Here is a 21,561-nt window from a genome sequence, read left to right on the forward strand (position 1 = left end):
GGTTGACGTTCACGCTCAGACGGCGCGATTTGTCGGCTCTGCTGCCAGGGAAAAGTCCTGGCGCAGGCGACTGCGGGTACCCATGAAGTGCGCGCGCATGGCCGCGCGCGCCCCTTCGCTATCGCGGCGGCACAGGGCCTCCACGATGGAGTCATGTTCGTGTTCGGCCTTTTCCCACGCATCCCGGCCGACGATGAGCTGCTCCAGCTTGTTGAACATCACGCTTTCATCGTGGATGTCCCACAGGTGGCGGACGGTCAACGCCATCGCCAGGTTGCCGGTGGCTTCGCCGATGGCGATGTGGAACAGGCGGTTGTGCAGGCGAGGCGTGCTGGAGTTTTCCATCACCGCATTGGCGTCGCAGATGGCCTTGAGCTGTTCTTCGGTCGCATTGGCGGCAGCCAGTGCCGCCGCCTCCGGCTCGACCAGCAGATTCACGTGCAGCAATTCGAAGGCGCCGACGTTGCCCCACACGGGGTTTTCGCCGGAAGCCTGGATATCGACGTCCTCCGACCGGCGCAGCAAGGCGCTGGCGGGCGGCCGGGGCGCTTCCGGGCGTTGCCGGACATAGACGCCGCTGCCCACGCGCACTTCGACGTAACCTTCCACTTCCAGGGCGATCAGCGCTTCGCGCACCGTCGTCCGGCTGACCTGCAGGCGCTCGGCCAGGTCCCGCTCCGTGGGCAGGCGATCACCCGCGTCATAGCGCCCCGCTCGAATGGATTGGATAATCCGATCGGCTATGGTGCGATAGAGGCGCTGAACGCTAACGGGGCTGAGATCCAAGTTTTCCAAGATTACGTTTATGATGGTCAAGTGGCTGGACCAATTCTAGCCGCTACGCTTGGGGCGGCGCTGCTGGGGTAAACCCTCACGAACATCCACTGCGTCCGCGGCAATTGCGGCATCCACGGGTTCCGCGGGTTCCACCAATACAGAAAACACTTCCAAGGGAAATCATGAGCAAACCGAAAGTCGCTGTCATCTTCACCGGAGGCACCATCGCCGGCCAGTCCGATTCCAATCTGGATACGACGTCCTACCGCGCCGGCGTTCTCACCGGCGCCGAACTGCTGGCCCAGATCCCGGCGGTGCATGACTTCTGCACCCCCGTGCCAGAGCAGTTTCGCAACGTGGTCAGCACCGACATCACGGACGCCGACCTGCTGGCGTTGCACGCCCTGGTGACCCGGCAACTGGCGCAAGACGACATCGCCGGCGTGGTGATCACGCACGGCACGGCGACCCTGGAAGAGACCGCCGCCTTCCTGCAATTCACCTTGCGCAGCGACAAACCGGTGGTGCTGGTCGGCGCCATGCGTCCGAATTCCGCCATCAGCGCGGATGGCCAGATGAACCTGGTGCAGGCCTTCGCGCTGGCCGCCTCGCCGCAAGCGCGCGGGCGCGGCATCCTGGTCTGCGCCAATGATCGCATCGGCTCGGCCATTTATATTTCGAAAACGAATGCGCAGGCCGTCGATACCTTCCAGGCTCGTGATGCCGGCTTTCTCGGTGTCATGATGGGCGTGCGGCCGTTGTTCTATGCCCAGCCCGCGCAGCCGCTGCTGCCGCCCTGCTTCGATGTTGCCGGCGGCGGCGCGTTGCCGCGGGTGGCGGTGGTCCACACGCATCTGAACGACGATCCCGGCGTGCTCGAGTACTTCCTGGCCCAGGGCGCCAGCGGCCTGGTCATCGCCGCGGCAGGCAACGGCACCCTGTCCAGCGCCATGGCGCGCCAGGCGAACGCCTGCGTCGAACGCGGCGTTCCAGTGGTCAAGTCATCGGTTTGCGGCGCGGGCTTCGTGTGGAACGAGGGCAAGGACAAGCTGATCCCGGCCGGTTTCCACAACCCGCAGAAGTCGCGCATGCTGCTGGCGCTGTGCTTGCGCCAGGGCATGGATATGGCTGAAATCGAAGCCTGCTTTACCGTGCAGCTGGGCTGACGTCCTGGTCGCCCATTAGCCGCCCGGGTTAGCAGCCCGGGTCAACCGCCCAGGTAGGCTTCCAGCACCCGCGGATGGCCGAGCAGTTCGCGGCCGCTGCCCGACAGGGCCAGCGCGCCGTTTTCCAGCACGTAACCCTTCTGCGCGATCTTCAGCGCCTGCCGCACGTTCTGCTCCACCAGGAACAGGGTCAGCCCATCGGCGTTGATGGCGCGCACGGCGCGGAAGATTTCTTGCACCACGATCGGCGCCAGGCCCATCGATGGTTCATCCAGCAGCAGCAGGCGCGGCTTCGCCATCAGCGCCCGGCCGATCGCCAGCATCTGCTGCTCGCCGCCCGACAGGTTGCCGGCGATGCCTTGCAGACGCTCTTTCAAGCGCGGGAACAGATTGAAGATGTATTCCAGATCGTCCTCGACCTTGCTGCGGCCGCGGCGATAGGCACCCAGTTCCAGGTTCTCGCGCACCGTCATGGTGGTGAGGATGGCGCGCCCTTCGGGCACCTGCACGATGCCGCGCGCCACGATCTGGTGCGGCGCCAGGCGGGTGATGTCCTCGCCTTCGAACAGCACCGAACCCTTGGCTTTGGGCAGCAGACCCGACAGCGCCAGCAGCGTGGTCGACTTGCCGGCGCCGTTGGCGCCCACCAGGGCGGTGATCTGCCCGGCGTCCAGCGACATGTCGACGCCGCGCACGGCTTCGATGTGTCCGTAATTGATTTCCAGGCCGCGTATTTCCAGCATGGCGGTCATGCGCGCACCTCCGCGGCTTGCTCGTCTTCTTCGTCGTCGCGGCCCAGATAAGCCTCGATGACCTGTTCATTGTTGCGGATCTCGTCCGGTCCGCCGCTGGCGATGATCTTGCCGAAGTTCAGCACCGCGATCGTTTCGCACAGCCCCATCACGAAGCGCATGTCGTGCTCGATCATCAGGATGGTGTAGCCCCGGCCGCGGATGGCCTCGATCTCGCGCATCAGTTCGGCCCGTTCGCCGGTGTTCATGCCGGCCACCGGCTCGTCCAGCAGCAGCAGGCGCGGCTCGGTCGCCAGCGCGCGCGCCAGCTCCAGACGGCGCTGTTCGCCGTAGGACAGGTTGTCGGCCAGGTCGTTGGCCTTGTGGTCCAGCTTCATCCAGGACAGCAGTTCGAGCGCGCGCTCGCGGGCCTGCGCTTCGTGCTTGCGGAAGTTGGGCAGGCTGAACAACAGGCCGCCGATACCGTAGTGCATGTGCCGGTAAGCACCCACCACCACGTTTTCCAGCAGCGTCATTTCCTTGAACAAGCGGATGTTCTGGAAAGTACGCGCCACGCCGGCGCGGGTGATGCGGTGCGGCTTGGTGCCGACCAGGCTCTTGCCATCAAAGGTCACGTTACCGCCGCTCGGACGCAGCAGGCCGGTGATGATGTTGAACACCGTGGTCTTGCCGGCGCCGTTGGGGCCGATCAAGCCGAAGATGGAGCCTTGCGGCACTTTCAGATTGACGTCGTGCAGCACATGCAGGCCGCCGAAACGCATGGAGATATTCGAGAGTTCAAGCATGGCGCTTGCCTCCCTTGCGCGTCCAGCGCGCGAAACGCGCCGGATCCCAGATGCCTTGCGGCAGGAACAAAACGATGAGCACCAGGATGACCCCGTTGGCGACCAGGCGGAAATCGCCCATACCGCGCAGCGCTTCCGGCAGCACGGTGATGATGGCGCTACCCAGCAGCGGTCCGATCAGGCTGTTGATACCCCCCAGGATGGTCATGGTCAGGATTTCCACGCCACGGTCGAAACCGAATTCCTGCGGGCCGATGAAAAACGTCAGGTGGGCATTGAGCGCGCCAGCCAGGCCGGCGATGGCCGCGCCCATGATGAAGGCCAGCATCTTGTTGGCACGCACGTCGATGCCCATCAGGCCGGCGGCGGTCTCGTCGCCACGGATGGCGTCAAACGCGCGGCCGACCTTGGATGCGCGCACGCGCCACAACACCAGCAGCACGATGACCACGGCGCCTGCCACATGCCACCATTGCGTCAATTGGGGGATGCCGTTCAGGCCCAGCGCGCCGCCGGTGACGGATTCCGTGTTCAGGATCGCCACCCGCACCACTTCGCCGAAGCCCAGTGTGGCCATGGCCAGATAGACCCCGGACAGCCTTATGGTCGGCAAGCCGATCAGCCCCGCCACGATGGCCGGCGCCACCATGCCGCCCGCCAATGCCACCGAGAAAGGCATGTCGTAGTTCATCGTCAGCAAGGCTGCCGCGTAGGCGCCGATGCCCATGAACGCCGCATTGGCCATGGCCAGCATGCCGCAAGCCAGGGTCAACCAGATCGACAACGCCAACAGCGCGTTGGTCCCCAGGGACAGGACCAGGTTGCCGTAGATATTCCAGAAATTTTCGAGTCCGCTCATGCTCAAGCCTTGCGTTGCACCACTTTGCCGAACAGGCCCTGGGGGCGCACCAGCAGAATCAGGAAGAGCAGGCCGAAGGCCACCGCGTCGCGCATCGTCGAACCGATGTACGCAACCGACAGCACTTCAGCGAAGCCCAGGAACAGGCCGCCCAGCATGGCGCCACGGATGTCGCCCATGCCGCCCAGGATGATGACCGCGATGCCCTTGTGCAGCATCGGCTGGCCCATCAGCGGGAACACGGCGTTGGAGTACAGGCCGATCAACAAGCCGGCCACGCCGCCCAGCGCACCGGCCATGAAGGACGTGACCAGGAACAGCTGTTCGACGTTGATGCCCAGCAGCCAGGCGGCCTTGGGCGATTCGGCGATGGCGCGCAGGGCGCGGCCGAACTGCGTGCGGTGCATGACCAGCATCAGCACGGCCATCAGCGCGAAGGACAGGAAGATGATGGCCAGTTCGATGACCGTGACGTGCATGCCCGCGATCACCAGCGTCTCGTCCGGGACGATGCCGACGGGGAAGCGCTGGTTGCTGGCGCCGAACACGCCCTGCATGCCGTTATTCAGAATGATGCCCACGCCGATGGTGGCGATCATGGGAATCAGGTGGGGTGCGTTGCGCTTGCGCAGCGGCTTCAGCACCAGCCAGTCGATCAAGGCGCCGACCAGACCGGAAACGACGAAGGCGCCGATGATGGCGACCCATAGCGGAGCGCCCAGCTTGGTAATGAAGGACAGCGCGACATAGGCGCCCACCATGAACACGGCGCCATGGGCCAGATTGATGATGCCCAACACGCCGAAGACCAGCGTGAAGCCCAGCGCGAACAGGGCGTACACACAGCCCAGCGACAGGGCATTAACGAATTGTTGTTCCAACATACCAGGGGTTCCGAATCGAAAAACGCCTTGCGGGCAGCGGCAGTGGCCGCGGCACGCAAGGCGTCGAACACGGCGTGGGCCGCGCTCGCCTAACTTGGGATTACTTCACGATGACGTATTTGCCGTCCTTCGTCACGCTGACGATGGGCGCTTGCTCGGCGTCATAGCCGGCGGGTTTGCCGGCACGATCCTTGGCCTGACGGAACTTGAAGGCGCCAGTGGCACCGGTCCAGGTCACGGAAGGCAGGACTTCCCGCAGAGCGGCGCGGTCGGCGTTGATGTCACCCGTCAGCTTGGTCTTCTTCAGGGCTTCGGCGACGATATACATGGCGTCATACGCCTGCGCCGCGAATTGATCGGGGGCCGCGTTGTACTTGGCCTTGTAGGCACCGATGAACTTGGTATTTTCAGGGGCCGGATTTTCGATCGACCAGGGGCTGCCTATCCACAGATTGTTCGAGGCAGCGCCAGGCGCCAGGTCGAAGATCTTAACCGAATTCATTCCGTTGCCGCCAATGAACGGCACGTTCAGGCCGATCTGGCGCGCCTGCACCATGATGGGGCCACCTTCGGCCAACAGCGCGGACAGCACGATGGCGTCAGGGTTGGTGCCCTTGATCTTGGTCAGCTGGGCCTTGAAGTCGACGTCGCCCTTGGCGAAGGTTTCCGTGGTGGTGACCGGGATCTTCAGGTCTTCCAGGGCCTTCTTGAAGTTGTCGTAGCCGCTCTTGGTGAAGACGTCGTCGTTGCCGTACAGCACCGCGACCTTCTTCACGCCGGCCTTGTCCATGGCCATCTTCAGGGTGGCGGGCAGCACGTCGGCCTCGGTCACCGAGTTGCGGAAGACGTAGTTGCCGATCGAGGTGATGCCGTCGGCGGTATTGGACGTACCGAAGGCGACCGTCTTGCCGGCTTGGGCGATGGGGTCGGCGGCCTGGGCCGAGTTCGACAGCGTCGGGCCAAAGGTCATCAGGACCTTGTCCTGGAAGATCAGCTTTTTGAAGACGTTGATGGCTTCTTCTTTCTTGCCTTGCTCGTCTTCGACGACCAGGGCCAGCTTGCTGCCGTTGATGCCGCCGGCGGCGTTGATTTCATCGGCGGCCAATTGGAAGCCGTTGCGGATGGCCGTGCCGTACTGGGCGGCGCCGCCGGACAGGGCCTCGGCCACGCCCAGCTTGATGTCGGCCGCGTGGGCGGCGGGCAGGGAACCAGCCAGCATCACGGCGGCCAGCAGCTTCTTATAAGTGAAATTCATGGGAACACCCTCTCTCACGCTCGTATGTGTAAACGCCAGGGTCTCGCGCCCGGGCTGGACGTTTAAGACTTTGTCGACGACCTTACGCCGCGTGCGACCGGGATGACGGTGCGCAAACGCGGATTCGATTTCGGCCACGTTGCCCTTGACTTACTGGGGCAGACGCGGGCAAGCCCGACATTATTACTCGATTTGTTGCGGCTTGAAACCCTGGAAAACCGCCAAAAGCCGCTGAATTGGGAGGGATTTTGCAGAAAAACGTCGTTAAACGCCTCCTGCGAGGGGAATTTCTTAATGATGGGGGGTTCCCCATCGCCCCATTTTTTGGGCTATCGCCCATATGGCGCGGCCTCCGTGGTGCGATGCGGTGCCCGGCGACGCGTTACCTAGCGGAGTGCTGTCTGGCGGAGTGCTGCCTGGCCCAGCCGACAGTCGGGCCAGGGGGCGTGAGCCGAGGAAGGGGGCGATGGGGTACCCCCCATCATTAAAAAAATCCTCTCCGCGGGCAGCGGGCCTGCCCCCTCCCTGTGCCGGAAGCCTCTATATCAAAAACCCCGAGTTCCGCAGCATCAGCTACCGGCTATAGCCATTTGCTCGATCAAAATGGAGCCCGTCCGTTTCGTGCCCCGCACGATCTCATCGGCCCCGATGGCGACAATCTGCCGGAACATGTCGGCCAGATTACCCGCGATGGTCACCTCTTCCACAGCGTGCTGGATGACCCCATCCTTCACCCAATACCCGAACGCCCCCCGCGAATAATCGCCGGTGACATAGTTCACGCCCTGGCCGATCAACTCGGTGACCAGCAAGCCGGTGCCCATCTTGCGCAACATGGCCGGCAGATCGTCCGTAGCCTTAGTCTTACGGGACGACAACGCCAGGTTGTGCGAACCACCGGCATTGCCCGTGACCGCCATCCCCAGCTTGCGCGCCGTATACGTCGACAGGAAATACCCCTGCAGCACCCCGGCACTCACCACATCGCGCGCCCGCGTGATCACACCCTCATCGTCGAAAGGCGAGCTGCCCATCGCGCCGGGAATGTGCGGATCTTCGGTCACGTCCAGATGATCGGCCAGCACCGGCTTGCCCAGGCTGTCGAGCAGGAAGGTGGTCTTGCGGTACAGCGCGCCGCCATTGGTCGCCTGCGTCAAGGCGCCGAGCAGCCCCAGCGCCAAGGGCGCCTCGAACAGCACCGGAAACTTGCCGGTGGGGATGCGCCGAGCCGACAAACGCGACAGGGCGCGCTCGGCGGCATAACGGCCGACCGCCTCGGGATTGGCAAGATTGCTGGCATCGCGCTCGCTGGAATACCAGAAATCGCGCTGCATCTTGTTGCCACGCCCGGCGATGGGCGCCACCGACAGGCTGTGGCGCGAATAGGGATAGCCGCCCAGGAAGCCACGGGTATTACCCATGACGAACTGGCCTTCGTAGGTGCCCAGGGAGGCCCCTTCGGTATTGGTAATACGCGGATCGACCGCCCGAGCGGCCCGCTCGGCGCGCAAGGCCAGTTCGGCCGCGGCTTCCGTATCGATGCCCCAGGGGTGGTGCAGACTCAGATCCGGATAATCGCGCGCCAGGTTTTCGGCGTCCGGCAGGCCCGCGGCGGGATCTTCGGCGGTGGCGCTGGCAATGTGCCAGGCGGCCTCCACGGTTTCGCGCAAGGCGTTCGGCGAGAAATCCGACGTCGAAGCGGAACCGCGGCGCTGGCCGGCATAGACCGTGATGTCCAGGGAACGATCGCGGGTCTGCTCAACCGTCTCGATATCGTTCTTGCGCACCGACACCGACAGCCCAAGGCTTTCGGAGACTTCAGCGGCGGCGTCACTGGCGCCGATCTTGCGGGCGTGCGCCAGGGCGCTTTCGACCAGTTCGCTGAATCGCGCGTGGTTTTCGGCAATCGGCAGGGAGGTAGAGGTGTTGACCATGAAAGCTCGCATCAGAGAGACGGGTATGATACCCAGGTCCGCCACCGGGCAGCAGGTTTTTGCCGGTCCGTCGTTGGCATTCCGTTTCATCGCCCGGGTTTTCCGGCGGGTGACCCCGGATTCCCCGCGGGTCGGCACCGCCCGATCTCCACCCTATTCTTATTAGCAAACTATGCACGACCAGCACAACGCCCCCGCTACCGAAGATGACGACGAGGAAGGCGGCTATACCCGCCCCAGCAAGTCCCACGTCAAGCGGGAGATGCTTGCGCTCACCGACCTGGGCAAGGAGCTGATCGCCCTTTCGCCGGAACGCCTGCGTCAGTTGCCCCTGGCCGAACGCCTTTACGAAGCCATCCGGGAAGCGCAGCGCACCACCAGCCGTGAAGGCCTGCGCCGCCAGACCCACTTCGTCGGCAAGCTGATGCGCGATGCGCCCGCGGACGAAATCCGCCACCAGCTGGACATCTGGCGCAATGGCTCGCGGGAAGAAACCGCCGCCATGCACCGCCTGGAAAAGCTGCGCGAGCGTTTGATCGTCGACGACGACGCCTTGACCGAACTGCTGAATCTCTATCCCGGCGCCGACGTCCAGCAGCTGCGCACCGTCATCCGCGAAGCGCGCAAGGAAGCCCGCGCCAATGCTGAGCTGACGCAGGGCCAGGAGCCCAAGCGCAAGCACTACCGCGCGCTGTTCCAGGCCCTGAAAGACCTGACGTAACGACTACCGAATCCGCGTACCCATGACCGAACCGACGCCCGCCACGACGACCGACCTGCTCGACTGCATCGAACTGCAAACCGGCCCGCAACCCACCCACTCCGTCATATGGATGCACGGCCTGGGCGCGGACGGCAACGATTTCGTGCCCATCGTGCCCGAATTACGCCTGCCGGCCAGCCTGGCGGTGCGCTTCGTCTTCCCGAATGCGCCGGTGCAGCCGGTGACCATCAATGGCGGCATGGCGATGCCCGCCTGGTACGACATCTTCAATCGCGACCTGGTGCGGCGCGAGGACGGCCCCGGCATTCGCCGCTCCGAAGCCGCCATCCGCGCCGTCATCGCCCGTGAGAACGCGCGTGGCATCCCCACGTCGCGCATCGTGCTGGCCGGCTTTTCGCAAGGCTGCGCCATGACCCTGCACACGGGCCTGCGCCTGCCTGAGAAGCTTGCCGGCATGATGGCGCTGTCCGGTTATCTGCCCCTGCTCGACCTGGCCACGGCCGAACGCCACGGCGCCAACCAGGACACGCCCATCTTCATGGCGCACGGCACCTACGACCCCGTGGTCGAATTGCCGCGCGCCACGGCGTCGCGCGATCTGCTGCAATCGCTGGGCCATGACGTGCGCTGGCACGACTACCCCATGCCGCACTCGGTATGCGCCGAGGAAGTGGCGGACATCTCCGCGTTCCTGCAGGAAGTCCTGGCCAAGGCGTAAGCGGGAAGTCCAGGAAGCTTTTCGTCCGGTGCCCGCGATCCCGCGGAGCCGGGCAGCATCAACCGCCGTCCAGCCGCAGCCACACCCGCCGCATCGTCGCATCGTCATCGGGCGCCGGGTCGTTGGTGAACCCCAGGCGCTGCATCAGGGTCAGCATGGGCCGGTTGGCCGCCAGCACCAGGCCATCGATGTATTCCAGGCGCTGCTCCCGCGCCGCATCGATGAGCACCTGCATCAACTGGCCGCCCAGGCCCCGCCCCTGCCAGTCATCGCCCAGCACCAGTGCGTACTCCGCGCCGCGGCCGTCCGGATTGCGCAGGTAATGGGCCAGGCCGATGATCACCTCGTGCGGATGCCCGCGGTGGGCCGGATTCGGCACCTCCGTGGTCGCCACCAGGGCCACTTCGCGGTCGTAATCGACCTGCGTGTAGCGCGCCACCATGCGCGGCGTCAGCTCCCGCATCATGGACACGAAACGCATGTAGCGCGACCGCTCCGACAGATTGCGGATGAAGGCCTGCAGGGCCTCGCCGTCTTCGGGACGTATGGGCCGGATGACCCACGGCGTGCCGTCGGCAAAGGACCGGTGCTGCACCAGCCGCGAGGGATACGGATGGATGGCCATATGCGGATAGCCGCCCAGCCGCTGGCTGTCGTGGGCCGTTTCCGCCGTCAAGGTGACGCGCAGCGAACGCGCGTACAGACGCGTTTCACCGGCATACAGCGGATCGATTTCCAGGCATTCCACGTCGGGCAGTTCGGTGATCAGCTCCGACACCTGCACCAGGGCCTGCTGCAGCGCTTCGGATACGGCCGTACCCAGCCTGGCGGCCAGCACCTTGCGCCAGATCCGGCTGCGCTCTATCAATTGGCGCGCCAGGAAACCGTTGAGCGGCGGCAGGTCCATGCCGCGGTCGGCCGGGCTCAGCACGGCGTCGGGGCCACCCGCGCCGAAGCGGATGACGGGCCCGAAATGCGCATCGCGCTGGACCCGTATGGCCAGGGGCCGCGACAGCGGTTCGTACAGGCCCACCGGCATGGTGTCGTGTACCGGCACCTGGAAAGCGGTGAGCAAATCGCGCGCTTCGGCGGGGTCCAGGGTCAGCCGGCCAGCCGCGCGCGCGCCGGCCACGATGGCATGGGCGACGCCGTCGCCGCTATGCACCGTCTGCGACAGGGCCGTCTGGGTCTGCAGCAGCAACTGCTGGTTATAGAAATGGGACGACAGCACGCCGAAGGCATCGGCCGCCGATTCCGGCGTGCGAAAGGCCGACGTGCCGGCGTCGTCCAGCATGCGCCGCAGGGGCCGCATGCCGGCATCGCCCATGAAGCAGGACACGATAGGCTTGCGCGCGCTGGGCGCCACCTCGGCCAGCCGCCCGGCCACCGCCCGCATGTCGGCCAGCGCATCGGGCGCCAGCAACACCAGCACACCATCGACCTGGGGGTCGCTGTTGAGGATATCCAGCGCCCCCTGGATCTTGTCCGGCGTCAGCGGCGCAAAGGTAATGACCGGATTGGCCACCGCCGCGCCCGGCTCCAGCAACGCTTCGAGCGCCTGCCGGCTGGCCGGGGTCAGGTCGGCCCGTTCCACCGCCGCGTCAGGCCCGAGCAGATCCAGCGCCAGTTGCGGCGGTCCGCTGCCGTTGGACAGCAAGGCGACCCGGCGCCCGCGCGGCCGCCGGGCATAGCCCAGCACCTTGACCGCGGAAAACAGCTGCACGAAATAGCGCACGCGTACCGCGCCGGCCCGCCGCAACACGGCGTCGAACACCGCGTCGTCGTCCTGGCCGCGCCCCGCCTTGAGCACCACCACGGGCTTGACCGACGCGGCCGCGCGCAAGGCACTGATGAATTCGCGCGCCGGCCCGACGTCTTCCAGGTACAGCGCGATGCTGTCCGTGCGCGGGTCGGTGGCCAGGTAGTCCAGCACCGGGCCCAGCTTGACGATGGCCTCGTCGCCCAGCGAGATGGCCGTGGAGAAACCGATGTGCACGTCCTCGGCCCAGTCCATGACGGCGGCGATGATGGAACGCGATTGCGCCACCAGGGCCACCCGGCCGCTCCGCGCCAAGGCGGGGTGCTGGCTGAAATTCAAGCCGGCATGCGGCCGCTGCACGCCAAAGGCGCGCGGCCCCAATAGCTGGCAGTGATTCTCCTGGGCCCAGGCCTGGCACAAGGCCACGGTGCCACGGGGATAGGGATCCGGTTCGTCGTGCGGCAGGACGATGAGCGCCCGCGGCGCGCGCGGCGCCAGCCGGCGCAAGGTTTCCGCGAAAACGGCCGGCGACACGCAGACCAGACCAAGATCGGGCCTTTCGTCTTCGGCCAGGCCGGTGAGTTGGGCGGGGATGTCCGGCGCCACGCCGCGGGCGACGTCGACCCTGGTGGTGCGCGCCGCCAGCGCGGCCGGCAGGGCCGCCGCGCCGGGCAGCGGCCGGTCGGCGACGACGACCAGGGAACGGGGGCCAAAAAGGGAGGCGAGCGGGTGTCGAAGCATGAATTACGTACGCTATTCTAAAATGCGTCCAGAACGCAATATCACCAGGCTCTTTTCATGACTTCGACCCCCTCCTCCGCCGTGCCCATTTCGACACCTGTCCGCACCCGCTTCGCGCCCTCGCCCACCGGCTTCCTGCACCTGGGTGGCGCGCGCACCGCGCTGTTCTCCTGGGCCTTCGCACGCCATCACCAGGGCACCTTCGTGCTGCGCATCGAAGACACGGACGTCGAACGGTCCACGCCGGAAGCCGTGCAGGCGATCCTGGACAGCACGGAGTGGCTGGGCATGCAGCCCGACGAAGGCCCCTTCTATCAGATGCAGCGGATGGACCGCTACCGTGCCGTGGTGGCGCAGATGCTGGAAGCCGGCACCGCCTACTACTGCTACTGCTCGCCGCAGGAACTGGAAGAGATGCGCGAGAAAGCCCGCGCGGCCGGTCTGAAGCCTCGTTATGACGGCACCTGGCGTCCCGAGGACGGCAAGACCCTGCCGGCGGCGCCTGACGGTGTGAAGCCGGTGGTGCGCTTTCGCAATCCCCAGACGGGCGCGACCAGCTGGAACGATATGGTCAAGGGCCCGATCAGCTTCGACAACGGCGAACTGGACGACCTGATCATCGCCCGGCCGGATGGCACGCCCACCTATAACTTCTGCGTGGTGGTCGATGACTGGGACATGGGCATCACCCACGTGCTGCGCGGCGATGACCATGTCAACAACACGCCGCGGCAGATCAACATCCTGCGGGCGCTGGGCGCGCAGCTGCCTGAGTACGGCCACGTCCCCATGATCCTGGGCCCGGATGGCGAAAAGCTGTCCAAGCGCCACGGCGCGGTCAACGTCATGGAATATGACAACGAAGGCTATCTGCCCGAAGCCATGATCAACTATCTGGCCCGCCTGGGCTGGAGCCACGGCGACGACGAGCTCTTCACCCGCGAACAGCTGGTGGAATGGTTCGACACGCGCCATCTGTCGAAATCGGCTTCGCAATGGGATCCGAAGAAGCTCAACTGGGTCAACGCCCACTACATTCGGCAAATGGCCGACGCTGAACTGGCCACGCGCGTGGCCCCGCGCATCGCCAAGCGCGGCGGCAATCCGGAAGCCGTCGACCTGGCCGCCGCCGTGCACTTGCTGAAGGACCGCGCCGAGACCCTGGAGCAACTGGCCGATGGCGCCATGCTGTTCTGCCGCGACTTCCCCGGCATTCCCGCCGACCTGGCCGCCCAGCACCTGACCGAGACGGCACGGGGCGCCCTGGCCGACTTCGCCTTGCGCGCGGCAGCCGGCGAGTGGACCCGTGAAGCGCTGTCCGCCGCCATCAAGGCCGTGCTGACCGAACGCGGCCTGAAAATGCCGCAGCTGGCCATCCCGCTGCGGGTGGCGGTGACCGGGCAGCAGCAGACGCCGGCCATCGACGCCGTGCTGGCCTTGCTGGGTAAGGATGTGGTGCTGGCCCGCCTGGGCCAGCTAGCTGACTGAAACCAGGCTGATCCCGGGCTGCAACAAAGCCGGGATCAGCGCTGCAATCAGGGCAGGCGATAATCAGGGCAGGCGATAATTGGCGGCCATGCGGGTCGCCGTGATCATCTGCCCGTTGGGCTTGAGTTCGCGCAGCTGCGCGCGCTTGCCGTCGAGCTTCTCGACCTGATAGCGGTTACGGTAGATGGGATCGCCGATGTCGACGGGTTCGCCGTACGATGTGGTGGTCTGCATCGTGTAAACGCCGTCGGCATAGGTCCAGCAGCCGGCTTCGCTCAGCGCGGGACGCGTCTTCTTGCCGATTTTCAGCTGCGTCTGGTAGGTCATGCGCCCGTCGGGCGACAGTACCGTCAAGGTCTGGAGGTTGCCGGCCACGCCGCGCGGCGTCGACACGGCGTACCAGGTGCCGACCAGGGGCGAATCCCCCGCCACGGGTGTGCAGGCGACCGGCTTGGGCGGCTGCTCCGCTGCCGCGGGCTTCGCGGCGGCTGCCGATTCCGGTTTCTTGACGGCGCAACCCGTCAGAACCAACGTCGCGGCAACGATGCCGCTCAACATGAATCCGATGGCACGACCGCCATCGGAAAACGCAACTCGACTGCTCATGAAAACCTCGAAACGTCGAAAAACCCCCGGAAAAGCCGGGAAAAAGGGTAATTCGACAAGAGACTTCATTCTGAATAGCGCGCACATAAGAAGCAATCCCGGCATGACGTAACTTTGCAATTGCGCAACAGTTGCACAGCGATTCTGTCTGAAGCCTTTCCTTGCGGCAGAGCAGCAACCGATGCATACGAAAAAGTTTGATGTTGCAAGCGAAAAAGTTGCAGTTTGCGGCTTGTGGCGAGGGCATTAGCCTACTAGAATTAGTGCCCGGGAGAGTTCAGCCAACTATATGTTGTGTTCGGGTGCCGTCGGACAGCGTTCCGCCGCCCTTGCTAATGCCGCGCATTGATACCCCCTCCCCCCGGCAGACCAATAGATACATATACAGACGCGGGCATCGCGTCTTTTTCTTCGCACAGGAGCTTCCATGCAGACTTCGATCGCCTCTGTGACTCGGCCTTCCACCGCCGTGCCGCCCTCTGAAACCGAAAACGCCGCCGCCAATGCGCAATGGGCCGGCTATCAGATCATCCGCCGTAATGGCGCGGTGGTCGGATTCGAACCGAGCAAGATTGCTATCGCGCTGACCAAGGCCTTCCTGGCCGTCAACGGCGGCCAAGGCGCCGCCTCGGCGCGTGTGCGCCAGATCGTCGAAACGCTGACCAGCCAGGTGGTGCACGCGCTGGTGCGCGGCCGTCCCAACGGCGGCACGTTCCATATTGAAGATATTCAGGATCACGCCGAACTGGCGCTGATGCGTTCGGGCGAGCATGACGTGGCCCGCGCCTACGTTCTCTACCGTGAAAAGCGCACGCAAGAGCGTGCCGCCGCCGAGCAGAAGACCAAGACCGCCGAAGCGCCCCTGCCGGAATCCACGTTGAATGTGACCGAGAACGGCGTCAAGCGCCCCCTCGACCTGGCCGCCCTGCGCGCCACCATCGACGCCGCCGGTGAAGGCCTGACCGAATACACCGACGCCGACGCGATCCTGAAGGAAACGGTCAAGAACCTGTACGACGGCATCCCCGTCGACGAGGTCTACAAGTCCGCCATCCTGTCGGCGCGCGCGCTGGTCGAGAAGGACCCGGCTTACAGCCAGGTCACCGCTCGCCTGCTGCTGCACACGATCCGCAAGGAAGTCCTGGGCGAAGAAGTGTCGCAAGACGGCATGGTCACCCGCTACGCCGACTATTTCCCCACGTTCATCGCACGCGGCATCGAAGGCCAGTTGCTGGATCCCAAGCTGGCGCAATTCGACCTGCCGCGTCTGGCCAAGGCACTGAATGGCAAGCGCGACCTGCAGTTCAGCTACCTGGGTCTGCAAACGCTGTACGACCGCTACTTCCTGCACATCCGCGGCCGTCGCATCGAACTGCCGCAGGTCTTCTTCATGCGCGTCGCCATGGGCCTGGCGCTGGGCGAGACCAAGCCGGGCGTGGACCGCGAAGGCCGCGCCATCGAGTTCTACGAAATCCTGTCGTCGTTCGACTTCATGAGCTCGACCCCGACGTTGTTCAACTCCGGCACCCTGCACTCGCAGCTGTCGTCGTGCTACCTGACCACGGTCTCCGATGACCTGGAAGGCATCTACGACGCCATCAAGGAAAACGCCTTGCTGGCCAAGTATGCCGGCGGCCTGGGCAATGACTGGACCCCCGTGCGCGCGCTGCGCAGCCACATCAAGGGCACCAATGGCGAAAGCCAGGGCGTCGTGCCGTTCCTGAAAGTGGTCAACGACACCGCCGTCGCGGTCAACCAGGGCGGCAAGCGCAAGGGCGCGGTCTGCACGTACCTGGAAACGTGGCACCTGGACATCGAAGAATTCCTGGAACTGCGCAAGAACACCGGTGACGAACGTCGCCGCACGCATGACATGAACACGGCGAACTGGATTCCCGACCTGTTCATGAAGCGCGTCATCGAGAATGGCGAATGGACCCTGTTCTCGCCTTCCGATTGCCCGGACCTGCATGACAAGTTCGGCCAGGAATTCGAAAAGGCCTACCTGGGCTACGAAGCCCTCGCGGCCAGCGGCGAACTGACCCTGTTCAAGAAGATGCCGGCCATCTCGCTGTGGCGCAAGATGCTGTCCATGCTGTTCGAAACCGGCCATCCGTGGATCACGTTCAAGGATCCTTGCAACATCCGCTCGCCCCAGCAACACGTGGGCGTGGTGCACAGCTCGAATCTCTGCACCGAGATCACGCTGAACACCAACGAGTCGGAAATCGCCGTGTGCAACCTGGGTTCGGTGAACCTGATCGCGCACATGAAGACGACGGCCAACGGCGGCTACGAACTGGATCTGGAAAAGCTCGAGCGCACCATCAGCATCGCCATGCGCATGCTGGATAACGTCATCGACATCAACTACTACGCGGTTGAGAAGGCGGCAAATTCCAACAAGCGCCACCGTCCGGTGGGCCTGGGCATCATGGGCTTCCAGGATTGCCTGCACATGATGCGCGTGCCGTACGCTTCGCAAGGTGCTGTTGAATTCGCCGACCGTTCGATGGAAGCCGTGTGCTATTACGCTTACGCGGCATCGAGCTCGCTCGCGCAAGAACGCGGTCGTTATCAATCGTATGAAGGCTCGCTGTGGGATCGTGGCATCCTGCCGCAAGACACGTTGGACTTGCTGCGCGAAGCGCGTGGTGGCTACGTCGATGTCGATGCATCGAGCTCGCTTGACTGGAATACGTTGCGCGCGCGCATCAAAGAACACGGCATGCGCAATTCCAATTGCGTAGCAATCGCCCCAACCGCGACGATTTCCAATATTATTGGCGTATCCGCTTGCATCGAACCGACTTATCAGAATCTGTACGTTAAATCGAATCTGTCCGGCGAGTTCACGGTCGTCAATGACTACCTGGTACGCGACTTGAAGAAGCTCGGTCTGTGGGACGAAGTGATGGTCGCTGACCTCAAGTACTTCGACGGCAGCCTGTCCCGCATCGATCGCGTGCCCGCTGAACTCCGCAAGATCTACGCCACCGCGTTCGAAGTCGAACCCAGCTGGCTGGTCGAAGCGGCATCACGCCGGCAAAAATGGATCGACCAATCGCAATCTCTCAACATCTACATGGCTGGCGCATCGGGCAAAAAACTCGACGACACCTACAAGCTCGCATGGCAGCGTGGCCTCAAGACCACGTACTACCTGCGCACGCTCGGCGCTACCAGTGCGGAAAAATCCACGGGCCGGGGCGGCGAATTGAACGCCGTCTCGAATGGCAGTACGGCTGTTGCCCCCTCGGCAGCGGCTCCGGCACAAAACTTGCCGGAACCCGAGATCGTCGGGGCGGCTTGCACGATGCGACCGGGCGATCCCGGGTTCGAAGAATGCGAAGCCTGCCAGTAATTGCCCCCGGAGAATTCAAGCATGATTAATTGGGAAGACGAAAACGTCGCGCTGCAACCGGCGCAAAACTCCAACACGGCAGCAGGTGTGCCGTCCCGTCCGGCCACCGGCGTGTTCGGTGACTCCGCCCTGCCCGCGGCCCAGGTGCAAGCCGCCTCGCCTTCGGGCGAGGGCGCGGCCAATCGCGTCAAGGCCGCGGACAAGCGCATCATCAATGGTGAGACTGACGTCAACCAGCTGGTGCCGTTCAAGTACAAATGGGCGTGGGAAAAATACCTCGCCACTTGCGCCAACCATTGGATGCCGCAAGAAATCAACATGTCGCGCGACATCGCGCTGTGGAAAAATCCTAACGGCCTGACCGAAGACGAGCGTCGCATCGTCAAACGCAACCTGGGATTTTTTGTCACGGCCGATTCGCTCGCCGCGAACAACATCGTGCTGGGCACCTATCGCCACATCACGGCGCCCGAATGCCGCCAGTTCCTGCTGCGCCAGGCATTCGAGGAAGCCATCCACACGCACGCTTATCAGTACATCGTCGAAAGCCTGGACCTGGACGAGTCGGAGATCTTCAACGCCTATAACGAAGTCCCGTCCATTCGCGCCAAGGACGAGTTCCTGATTCCGTTCATCGACGCCATCGCCGATCCGAACTTCAAGACTGGCACGCCCGAAGCCGATCAGACGCTGTTGAAGTCGCTGATCGTGTTCGCTTGCCTGATGGAAGGTCTGTTCTTCTATGTGGGCTTCACGCAGATTCTTGCGTTGGGCCGTCAGAACAAGATGACCGGCGCCGCCGAACAGTACATGTACATCCTGCGCGATGAATCCATGCACTGCAACTTCGGCATCGATCTGATCAACACCGTCAAACTCGAAAATCCGCATTTGTGGACGCCCGAATTCCGTGAAGAAATTCGTGCACTCTTCCTCAAAGCGGTCGAACTCGAATATGCTTACGCCGAAGACACGATGCCGCGCGGCGTGTTGGGCCTGAATGCACCCATGTTCAAGTCCTATCTGCGCTTCATCGCGAATCGTCGGTGCCAGCAGATTGGTATCGAAGCGCTGTTCCCGCAGGAAGAAAATCCCTTCCCGTGGATGGCGGAAATGATCGATCTGAAGAAAGAACGAAACTTTTTCGAAACCCGAGTAATCGAATACCAAACCGGAGGCGCTCTGAATTGGGAATGATCCCAGTCGGGGTGTTCGAAGGCTGATAAGACCTAGCGGTAGGCGGTGCGGTGCACCGCCCACCCGCGCCATTTGAAATGGCTCGCGCGTCGATGTGCGGGGGCCATATCAAATGGTTGTGCCGTATTCATTAGCGCACATCGCAGTTGCTGCCGCCCGCAAGGGGCAGCGGTATGCGCCGATGAATAGCCCGGGCAGCGGCCCGCCATGTGGCGGGGCGGTGCACGGGTTTAAGTTCTGGGACCCCTGAACCTAAGGAGCAAGACCATGGCAACTGCCAAGAAAGCCGCCAAGAAGGCGGTAAAGAAAGCCCCGGCCAAGAAGGCCGCGGCGAAGAAAGCCCCGGCCAAAAAAGCCGCGGTGAAGAAGGTTGCGGCGAAGAAAGTAGCCGTGAAGAAAGTAGCAGCCAAGAAAGCCGTGAAGAAAGTTGCGGCCAAGAAGGCTGTGAAAAAAGCGGTGAAGAAGGTTGCGGTCAAGAAGGTCGCTGCCAAGAAGGCTCCGGCCAAGAAAGCCGCGGTCAAGAAAGTCGCCGCCAAGAAGGTCGCCAAGAAAGCTGTAGCCAAGAAGGCTGTTGCCAAGAAAGCCGTCGCCAAGAAAGCGACTGCCAAGAAGGCCGCCAAAAAGGCTGTAGCCAAAAAGGCCCCTGCGAAAAAGGCTGCTGCGAAGAAGCCTGCCGCGAAGAAGGCTCCTGCCAAGAAGGCTGCCGCCAAGAAACCGGCTGCTGCTCCTTCGACGGCTGCCGCGCCTGGCGCGAAGACGGCTCTGAATCCTGCCGCTTCGTGGCCCTTCCCGACGGGCGGCCGTCCGTAAGGACCAGGCTGTCAGTCGTAGCAGTACCTAAAGCCACCTGGTTGCAAAGCCGGGTGGCTTTTTGTATGGCCCCCCCGTACCCGCTTACGCGGGCCCCCCAGGGGGCGACACCGGCGGACCGGATAGAGCGCCCCTCCCCCTACCCGCTTACGCGGGCCCCCTCAAGGGGGCGACACCGGCGGACCGGGGGACCCGGCTCCGCGGTGTCCGCGATAGCGGTGGAGTTCTTAAGTGAAGAAGACGTACTCCACACCGGATGGGGTACGGTTGTTCGCGGGTTTATTTGCCGCAGGCATTGTTAGAATGCTCAAGCCGTAGAAGTCCAACTTGCAATCAACAAGGCAGCCATGTTCGGCGATATCACCAGCTTTCTACTCGATACCGTATTCACCCTGTTCGGCGCCGCGCTGATCGCGCGCGCCTGGTTGCACGCGGTGCGCATGCACCCCTTCAACCCCGTGGCCCGCATCATCTACCAGGCCACCAACTGGCTGGTCATGCCCCTGCGCAAACTGCTGCCGGCGCGCGGGCTGGTCGACTGGGCCAGTTTGTTGGCCGCCTGGATCACGGCGCTGGTTTATCTGCTGCTCACCTGGCTGCTGGTGCTGGGCCTGGTGATGCCGCTGTCGGCTCTGGGCCCTGCCGTGCTGGTGTCCTTCCTGACGGTCGTGCGCTGGGGCTTCAACCTGCTGGTGTGGGTGACCCTGGCCCAGGCCATCCTGTCGTGGGTCAATCCGCTGGCGCCCATCATGCCGCTGCTGCAGACGCTCACCGACCCCCTGCTCGAACCGATACGCCGCATCCTGCCGCGCGGCGGCATCGACTTTTCACCGCTGGTGCTGGTCGTCCTCGGCCAATGCGCCGTGATGGTCATCACCCGCATCAGCTACGCCATCTTCTCCCTCTGAACCAAAGAGGCGCCCCGCCCCACCTCCAATAAAAACGCTCGCGAAATGCGAGCGTTCCACTAAAGAACCTGGGTCCATCAAGGACACCGCGGAGCTGGCTTTGCCAGTCCGCCGGTGTCGCCCCCTGGGGGGCCGCGCTCCGCGCGGTACGGGGGGGCCCTATTCACATTGGGACGATGCGCGTCGGGCCGTTGCCACTGATCACCTGCACGCGCTGGCCCACGCTGACCGGCACATCGGCCGCCTGCGCCACGACACGCGACTCGCCATTGTCCAGGCGCACGGTGATTTCCAGACCGGAGGAAGTTCCTACACGGTTCTCGACGGCATTACCCGCCAGCGCGCCAAGGATGGCGCCGCCAACCGTGGCAATCGCGCGGCCGCTGCCGCCACCGACGGCATTGCCCGCCACGCCGCCCAAGGCACCGCCGGCCAACAGGCCAGCACCCGACGACTTGTCGTTCTGGATGGTGATCGGACGCACGCCGGTCACGGTGCCGGTACGCACGATCTGCTCGCGCTGAGCCTGGTCGTAGCTGTACACGCCGCTGGACGCGCTTTGATTGGCACAACCCGCGAGCAAGGCGACCGAGGTCACGACGGCGCCAGCTGCCAGCCAGCGTACGGCTCGCGTGCGGGTCGGGATGATGGATACTTTGTTTTGATTCATGATTTGCGAGCTCCTGGAACGGGTTTGCTGCGATACAGATAATACGCCTCTGGCTAGGGTAAACGAGCAGCACACGCCGCCCGAGAAATAGCCTGCAACGATTTCTTTACCTTAGTCTAGAGCACAGCCGAAAGATTCCGCCCCGTTGCCAGTGCTTGCACATG

18 protein-coding genes are annotated in these 21,561 nt (G+C 63.9%); 8 read left to right on the top strand and 10 right to left on the bottom strand.

Annotated elements, in window-relative coordinates:
* Positions 1–15 precede the first annotated feature (15 nt).
* The gene (locus tag ASB57_RS20045) at positions 16–786 is read right to left on the bottom strand and encodes a FadR/GntR family transcriptional regulator (RefSeq protein WP_057653807.1); all 771 of its coding nucleotides are present in this window, start codon (positions 784–786) and stop codon (positions 16–18) included.
* A 173-nt stretch (positions 787–959) separates the two neighbouring features.
* Between ASB57_RS20045 and ASB57_RS20050 the strand changes: the two genes are divergently transcribed.
* Entirely contained in the window at positions 960–1,943 is a 984-nt protein-coding gene (locus ASB57_RS20050; RefSeq protein WP_057653808.1) for an asparaginase, read from the top strand.
* 41 nt (positions 1,944–1,984) lie between these two features.
* Here the strand turns inward: ASB57_RS20050 and ASB57_RS20055 are convergent, their stop codons facing one another.
* From ASB57_RS20055 to pmbA, 6 genes are all read right to left on the bottom strand, one after another.
* Complete coding sequence (locus ASB57_RS20055; protein WP_057653809.1) at positions 1,985–2,695, bottom strand: ABC transporter ATP-binding protein; 711 nt, start codon at positions 2,693–2,695, stop codon at positions 1,985–1,987.
* The gene (locus ASB57_RS20060) at positions 2,692–3,480 is read right to left on the bottom strand and encodes an ABC transporter ATP-binding protein (protein ID WP_057653810.1); all 789 of its coding nucleotides are present in this window, start codon (positions 3,478–3,480) and stop codon (positions 2,692–2,694) included. Before ASB57_RS20060 ends, ASB57_RS20055 begins: the two co-directional genes overlap by 4 nt.
* Positions 3,473–4,339 (bottom strand): branched-chain amino acid ABC transporter permease, encoded by an 867-nt coding sequence (locus ASB57_RS20065; RefSeq protein WP_057653811.1) that lies wholly within the window; start codon positions 4,337–4,339, stop codon positions 3,473–3,475. Before ASB57_RS20065 ends, ASB57_RS20060 begins: the two co-directional genes overlap by 8 nt.
* 2 nt (positions 4,340–4,341) lie before the next feature.
* Entirely contained in the window at positions 4,342–5,223 is an 882-nt protein-coding gene (locus tag ASB57_RS20070) for a branched-chain amino acid ABC transporter permease (RefSeq protein ID WP_057653812.1), read from the bottom strand.
* 100 nt (positions 5,224–5,323) lie between these two features.
* Complete coding sequence (locus ASB57_RS20075; RefSeq protein ID WP_057653813.1) at positions 5,324–6,478, bottom strand: ABC transporter substrate-binding protein; 1,155 nt, start codon at positions 6,476–6,478, stop codon at positions 5,324–5,326.
* Positions 6,479–7,047: 569 nt separating this feature from the next.
* Positions 7,048–8,412, bottom strand: coding sequence for a metalloprotease PmbA (gene pmbA / locus ASB57_RS20080; RefSeq protein ID WP_057653814.1), 1,365 nt, complete (start codon positions 8,410–8,412; stop codon positions 7,048–7,050).
* 172 nt (positions 8,413–8,584) lie between these two features.
* Here pmbA and yjgA point away from each other — a divergent pair, with 172 nt between their 5' ends.
* On the top strand, positions 8,585–9,133 hold the full coding sequence (gene yjgA / locus ASB57_RS20085; RefSeq protein WP_057653815.1) for a ribosome biogenesis factor YjgA: 549 nt from the start codon (positions 8,585–8,587) through the stop codon (positions 9,131–9,133).
* 22 nt (positions 9,134–9,155) lie between these two features.
* The gene (locus tag ASB57_RS20090) at positions 9,156–9,854 is read left to right on the top strand and encodes an alpha/beta hydrolase (RefSeq protein WP_057653816.1); all 699 of its coding nucleotides are present in this window, start codon (positions 9,156–9,158) and stop codon (positions 9,852–9,854) included.
* Between the two features lie 58 nt (positions 9,855–9,912).
* Here the strand turns inward: ASB57_RS20090 and ASB57_RS20095 are convergent, their stop codons facing one another.
* Entirely contained in the window at positions 9,913–12,354 is a 2,442-nt protein-coding gene (locus ASB57_RS20095; protein ID WP_057653817.1) for a GNAT family N-acetyltransferase, read from the bottom strand.
* Between the two features lie 57 nt (positions 12,355–12,411).
* Here ASB57_RS20095 and gltX point away from each other — a divergent pair, with 57 nt between their 5' ends.
* A complete protein-coding gene (gltX, locus tag ASB57_RS20100; protein WP_057653818.1) occupies positions 12,412–13,842 on the top strand; it encodes a glutamate--tRNA ligase in 1,431 nt (476 codons plus the stop codon).
* 63 nt (positions 13,843–13,905) lie between these two features.
* On the opposite strand, the gene ASB57_RS20105 is transcribed toward gltX, so the two are convergent.
* Complete coding sequence (locus ASB57_RS20105; protein ID WP_156414426.1) at positions 13,906–14,400, bottom strand: hypothetical protein; 495 nt, start codon at positions 14,398–14,400, stop codon at positions 13,906–13,908.
* Positions 14,401–14,875: 475 nt separating this feature from the next.
* On the opposite strand from ASB57_RS20105, the gene ASB57_RS20110 reads away from it, so the two are divergent.
* The 4 genes from ASB57_RS20110 to ASB57_RS20125 all read left to right on the top strand — a co-directional run bounded on the left by ASB57_RS20110 (position 14,876) and on the right by ASB57_RS20125 (position 20,727).
* Positions 14,876–17,812, top strand: coding sequence for a ribonucleoside-diphosphate reductase subunit alpha (locus tag ASB57_RS20110; RefSeq protein ID WP_057653820.1), 2,937 nt, complete (start codon positions 14,876–14,878; stop codon positions 17,810–17,812).
* Between the two features lie 21 nt (positions 17,813–17,833).
* Positions 17,834–19,009: a ribonucleotide-diphosphate reductase subunit beta gene (locus ASB57_RS20115; RefSeq protein WP_057653821.1), complete on the top strand. Its 1,176-nt coding sequence runs from the start codon at positions 17,834–17,836 to the stop codon at positions 19,007–19,009.
* A 267-nt stretch (positions 19,010–19,276) separates the two neighbouring features.
* On the top strand, positions 19,277–19,819 hold the full coding sequence (locus ASB57_RS20120) for a histone H1-like DNA-binding protein (protein WP_057653822.1): 543 nt from the start codon (positions 19,277–19,279) through the stop codon (positions 19,817–19,819).
* A gap of 347 nt (positions 19,820–20,166) precedes the next feature.
* Positions 20,167–20,727, top strand: coding sequence for a YggT family protein (locus tag ASB57_RS20125; RefSeq protein WP_057653823.1), 561 nt, complete (start codon positions 20,167–20,169; stop codon positions 20,725–20,727).
* 163 nt (positions 20,728–20,890) lie between these two features.
* Here the strand turns inward: ASB57_RS20125 and ASB57_RS20130 are convergent, their stop codons facing one another.
* The gene (locus ASB57_RS20130; protein WP_057653824.1) at positions 20,891–21,397 is read right to left on the bottom strand and encodes a glycine zipper 2TM domain-containing protein; all 507 of its coding nucleotides are present in this window, start codon (positions 21,395–21,397) and stop codon (positions 20,891–20,893) included.
* Positions 21,398–21,561 lie beyond the last annotated feature (164 nt).

Source organism: Bordetella sp. N (genome assembly GCF_001433395.1).
Lineage (GTDB): Bacteria > Pseudomonadota > Gammaproteobacteria > Burkholderiales > Burkholderiaceae_B > Bordetella_C.

Excerpts from the sequence above, each read along its gene's own strand:
- ASB57_RS20050 (WP_057653808.1), top strand. The coding sequence starts at position 960 with ATGAGCAAACCGAAAGTCGCTGTCATCTTCACCGGAGGCACCATCGCC.
- ASB57_RS20055 (WP_057653809.1), bottom strand. The coding sequence starts at position 2,695 with ATGACCGCCATGCTGGAAATACGCGGCCTGGAAATCAATTACGGACAC.
- ASB57_RS20060 (WP_057653810.1), bottom strand. The coding sequence starts at position 3,480 with ATGCTTGAACTCTCGAATATCTCCATGCGTTTCGGCGGCCTGCATGTG.
- ASB57_RS20065 (WP_057653811.1), bottom strand. The coding sequence starts at position 4,339 with ATGAGCGGACTCGAAAATTTCTGGAATATCTACGGCAACCTGGTCCTG.
- ASB57_RS20070 (WP_057653812.1), bottom strand. The coding sequence starts at position 5,223 with ATGTTGGAACAACAATTCGTTAATGCCCTGTCGCTGGGCTGTGTGTAC.
- ASB57_RS20075 (WP_057653813.1), bottom strand. The coding sequence starts at position 6,478 with ATGAATTTCACTTATAAGAAGCTGCTGGCCGCCGTGATGCTGGCTGGT.
- pmbA (WP_057653814.1), bottom strand. The coding sequence starts at position 8,412 with ATGGTCAACACCTCTACCTCCCTGCCGATTGCCGAAAACCACGCGCGA.
- yjgA (WP_057653815.1), top strand. The coding sequence starts at position 8,585 with ATGCACGACCAGCACAACGCCCCCGCTACCGAAGATGACGACGAGGAA.
- ASB57_RS20090 (WP_057653816.1), top strand. The coding sequence starts at position 9,156 with ATGACCGAACCGACGCCCGCCACGACGACCGACCTGCTCGACTGCATC.
- ASB57_RS20095 (WP_057653817.1), bottom strand. The coding sequence starts at position 12,354 with ATGCTTCGACACCCGCTCGCCTCCCTTTTTGGCCCCCGTTCCCTGGTC.
- gltX (WP_057653818.1), top strand. The coding sequence starts at position 12,412 with ATGACTTCGACCCCCTCCTCCGCCGTGCCCATTTCGACACCTGTCCGC.
- ASB57_RS20105 (WP_156414426.1), bottom strand. The coding sequence starts at position 14,400 with ATGTTGAGCGGCATCGTTGCCGCGACGTTGGTTCTGACGGGTTGCGCC.
- ASB57_RS20110 (WP_057653820.1), top strand. The coding sequence starts at position 14,876 with ATGCAGACTTCGATCGCCTCTGTGACTCGGCCTTCCACCGCCGTGCCG.
- ASB57_RS20115 (WP_057653821.1), top strand. The coding sequence starts at position 17,834 with ATGATTAATTGGGAAGACGAAAACGTCGCGCTGCAACCGGCGCAAAAC.
- ASB57_RS20120 (WP_057653822.1), top strand. The coding sequence starts at position 19,277 with ATGGCAACTGCCAAGAAAGCCGCCAAGAAGGCGGTAAAGAAAGCCCCG.
- ASB57_RS20125 (WP_057653823.1), top strand. The coding sequence starts at position 20,167 with ATGTTCGGCGATATCACCAGCTTTCTACTCGATACCGTATTCACCCTG.
- ASB57_RS20130 (WP_057653824.1), bottom strand. The coding sequence starts at position 21,397 with ATGAATCAAAACAAAGTATCCATCATCCCGACCCGCACGCGAGCCGTA.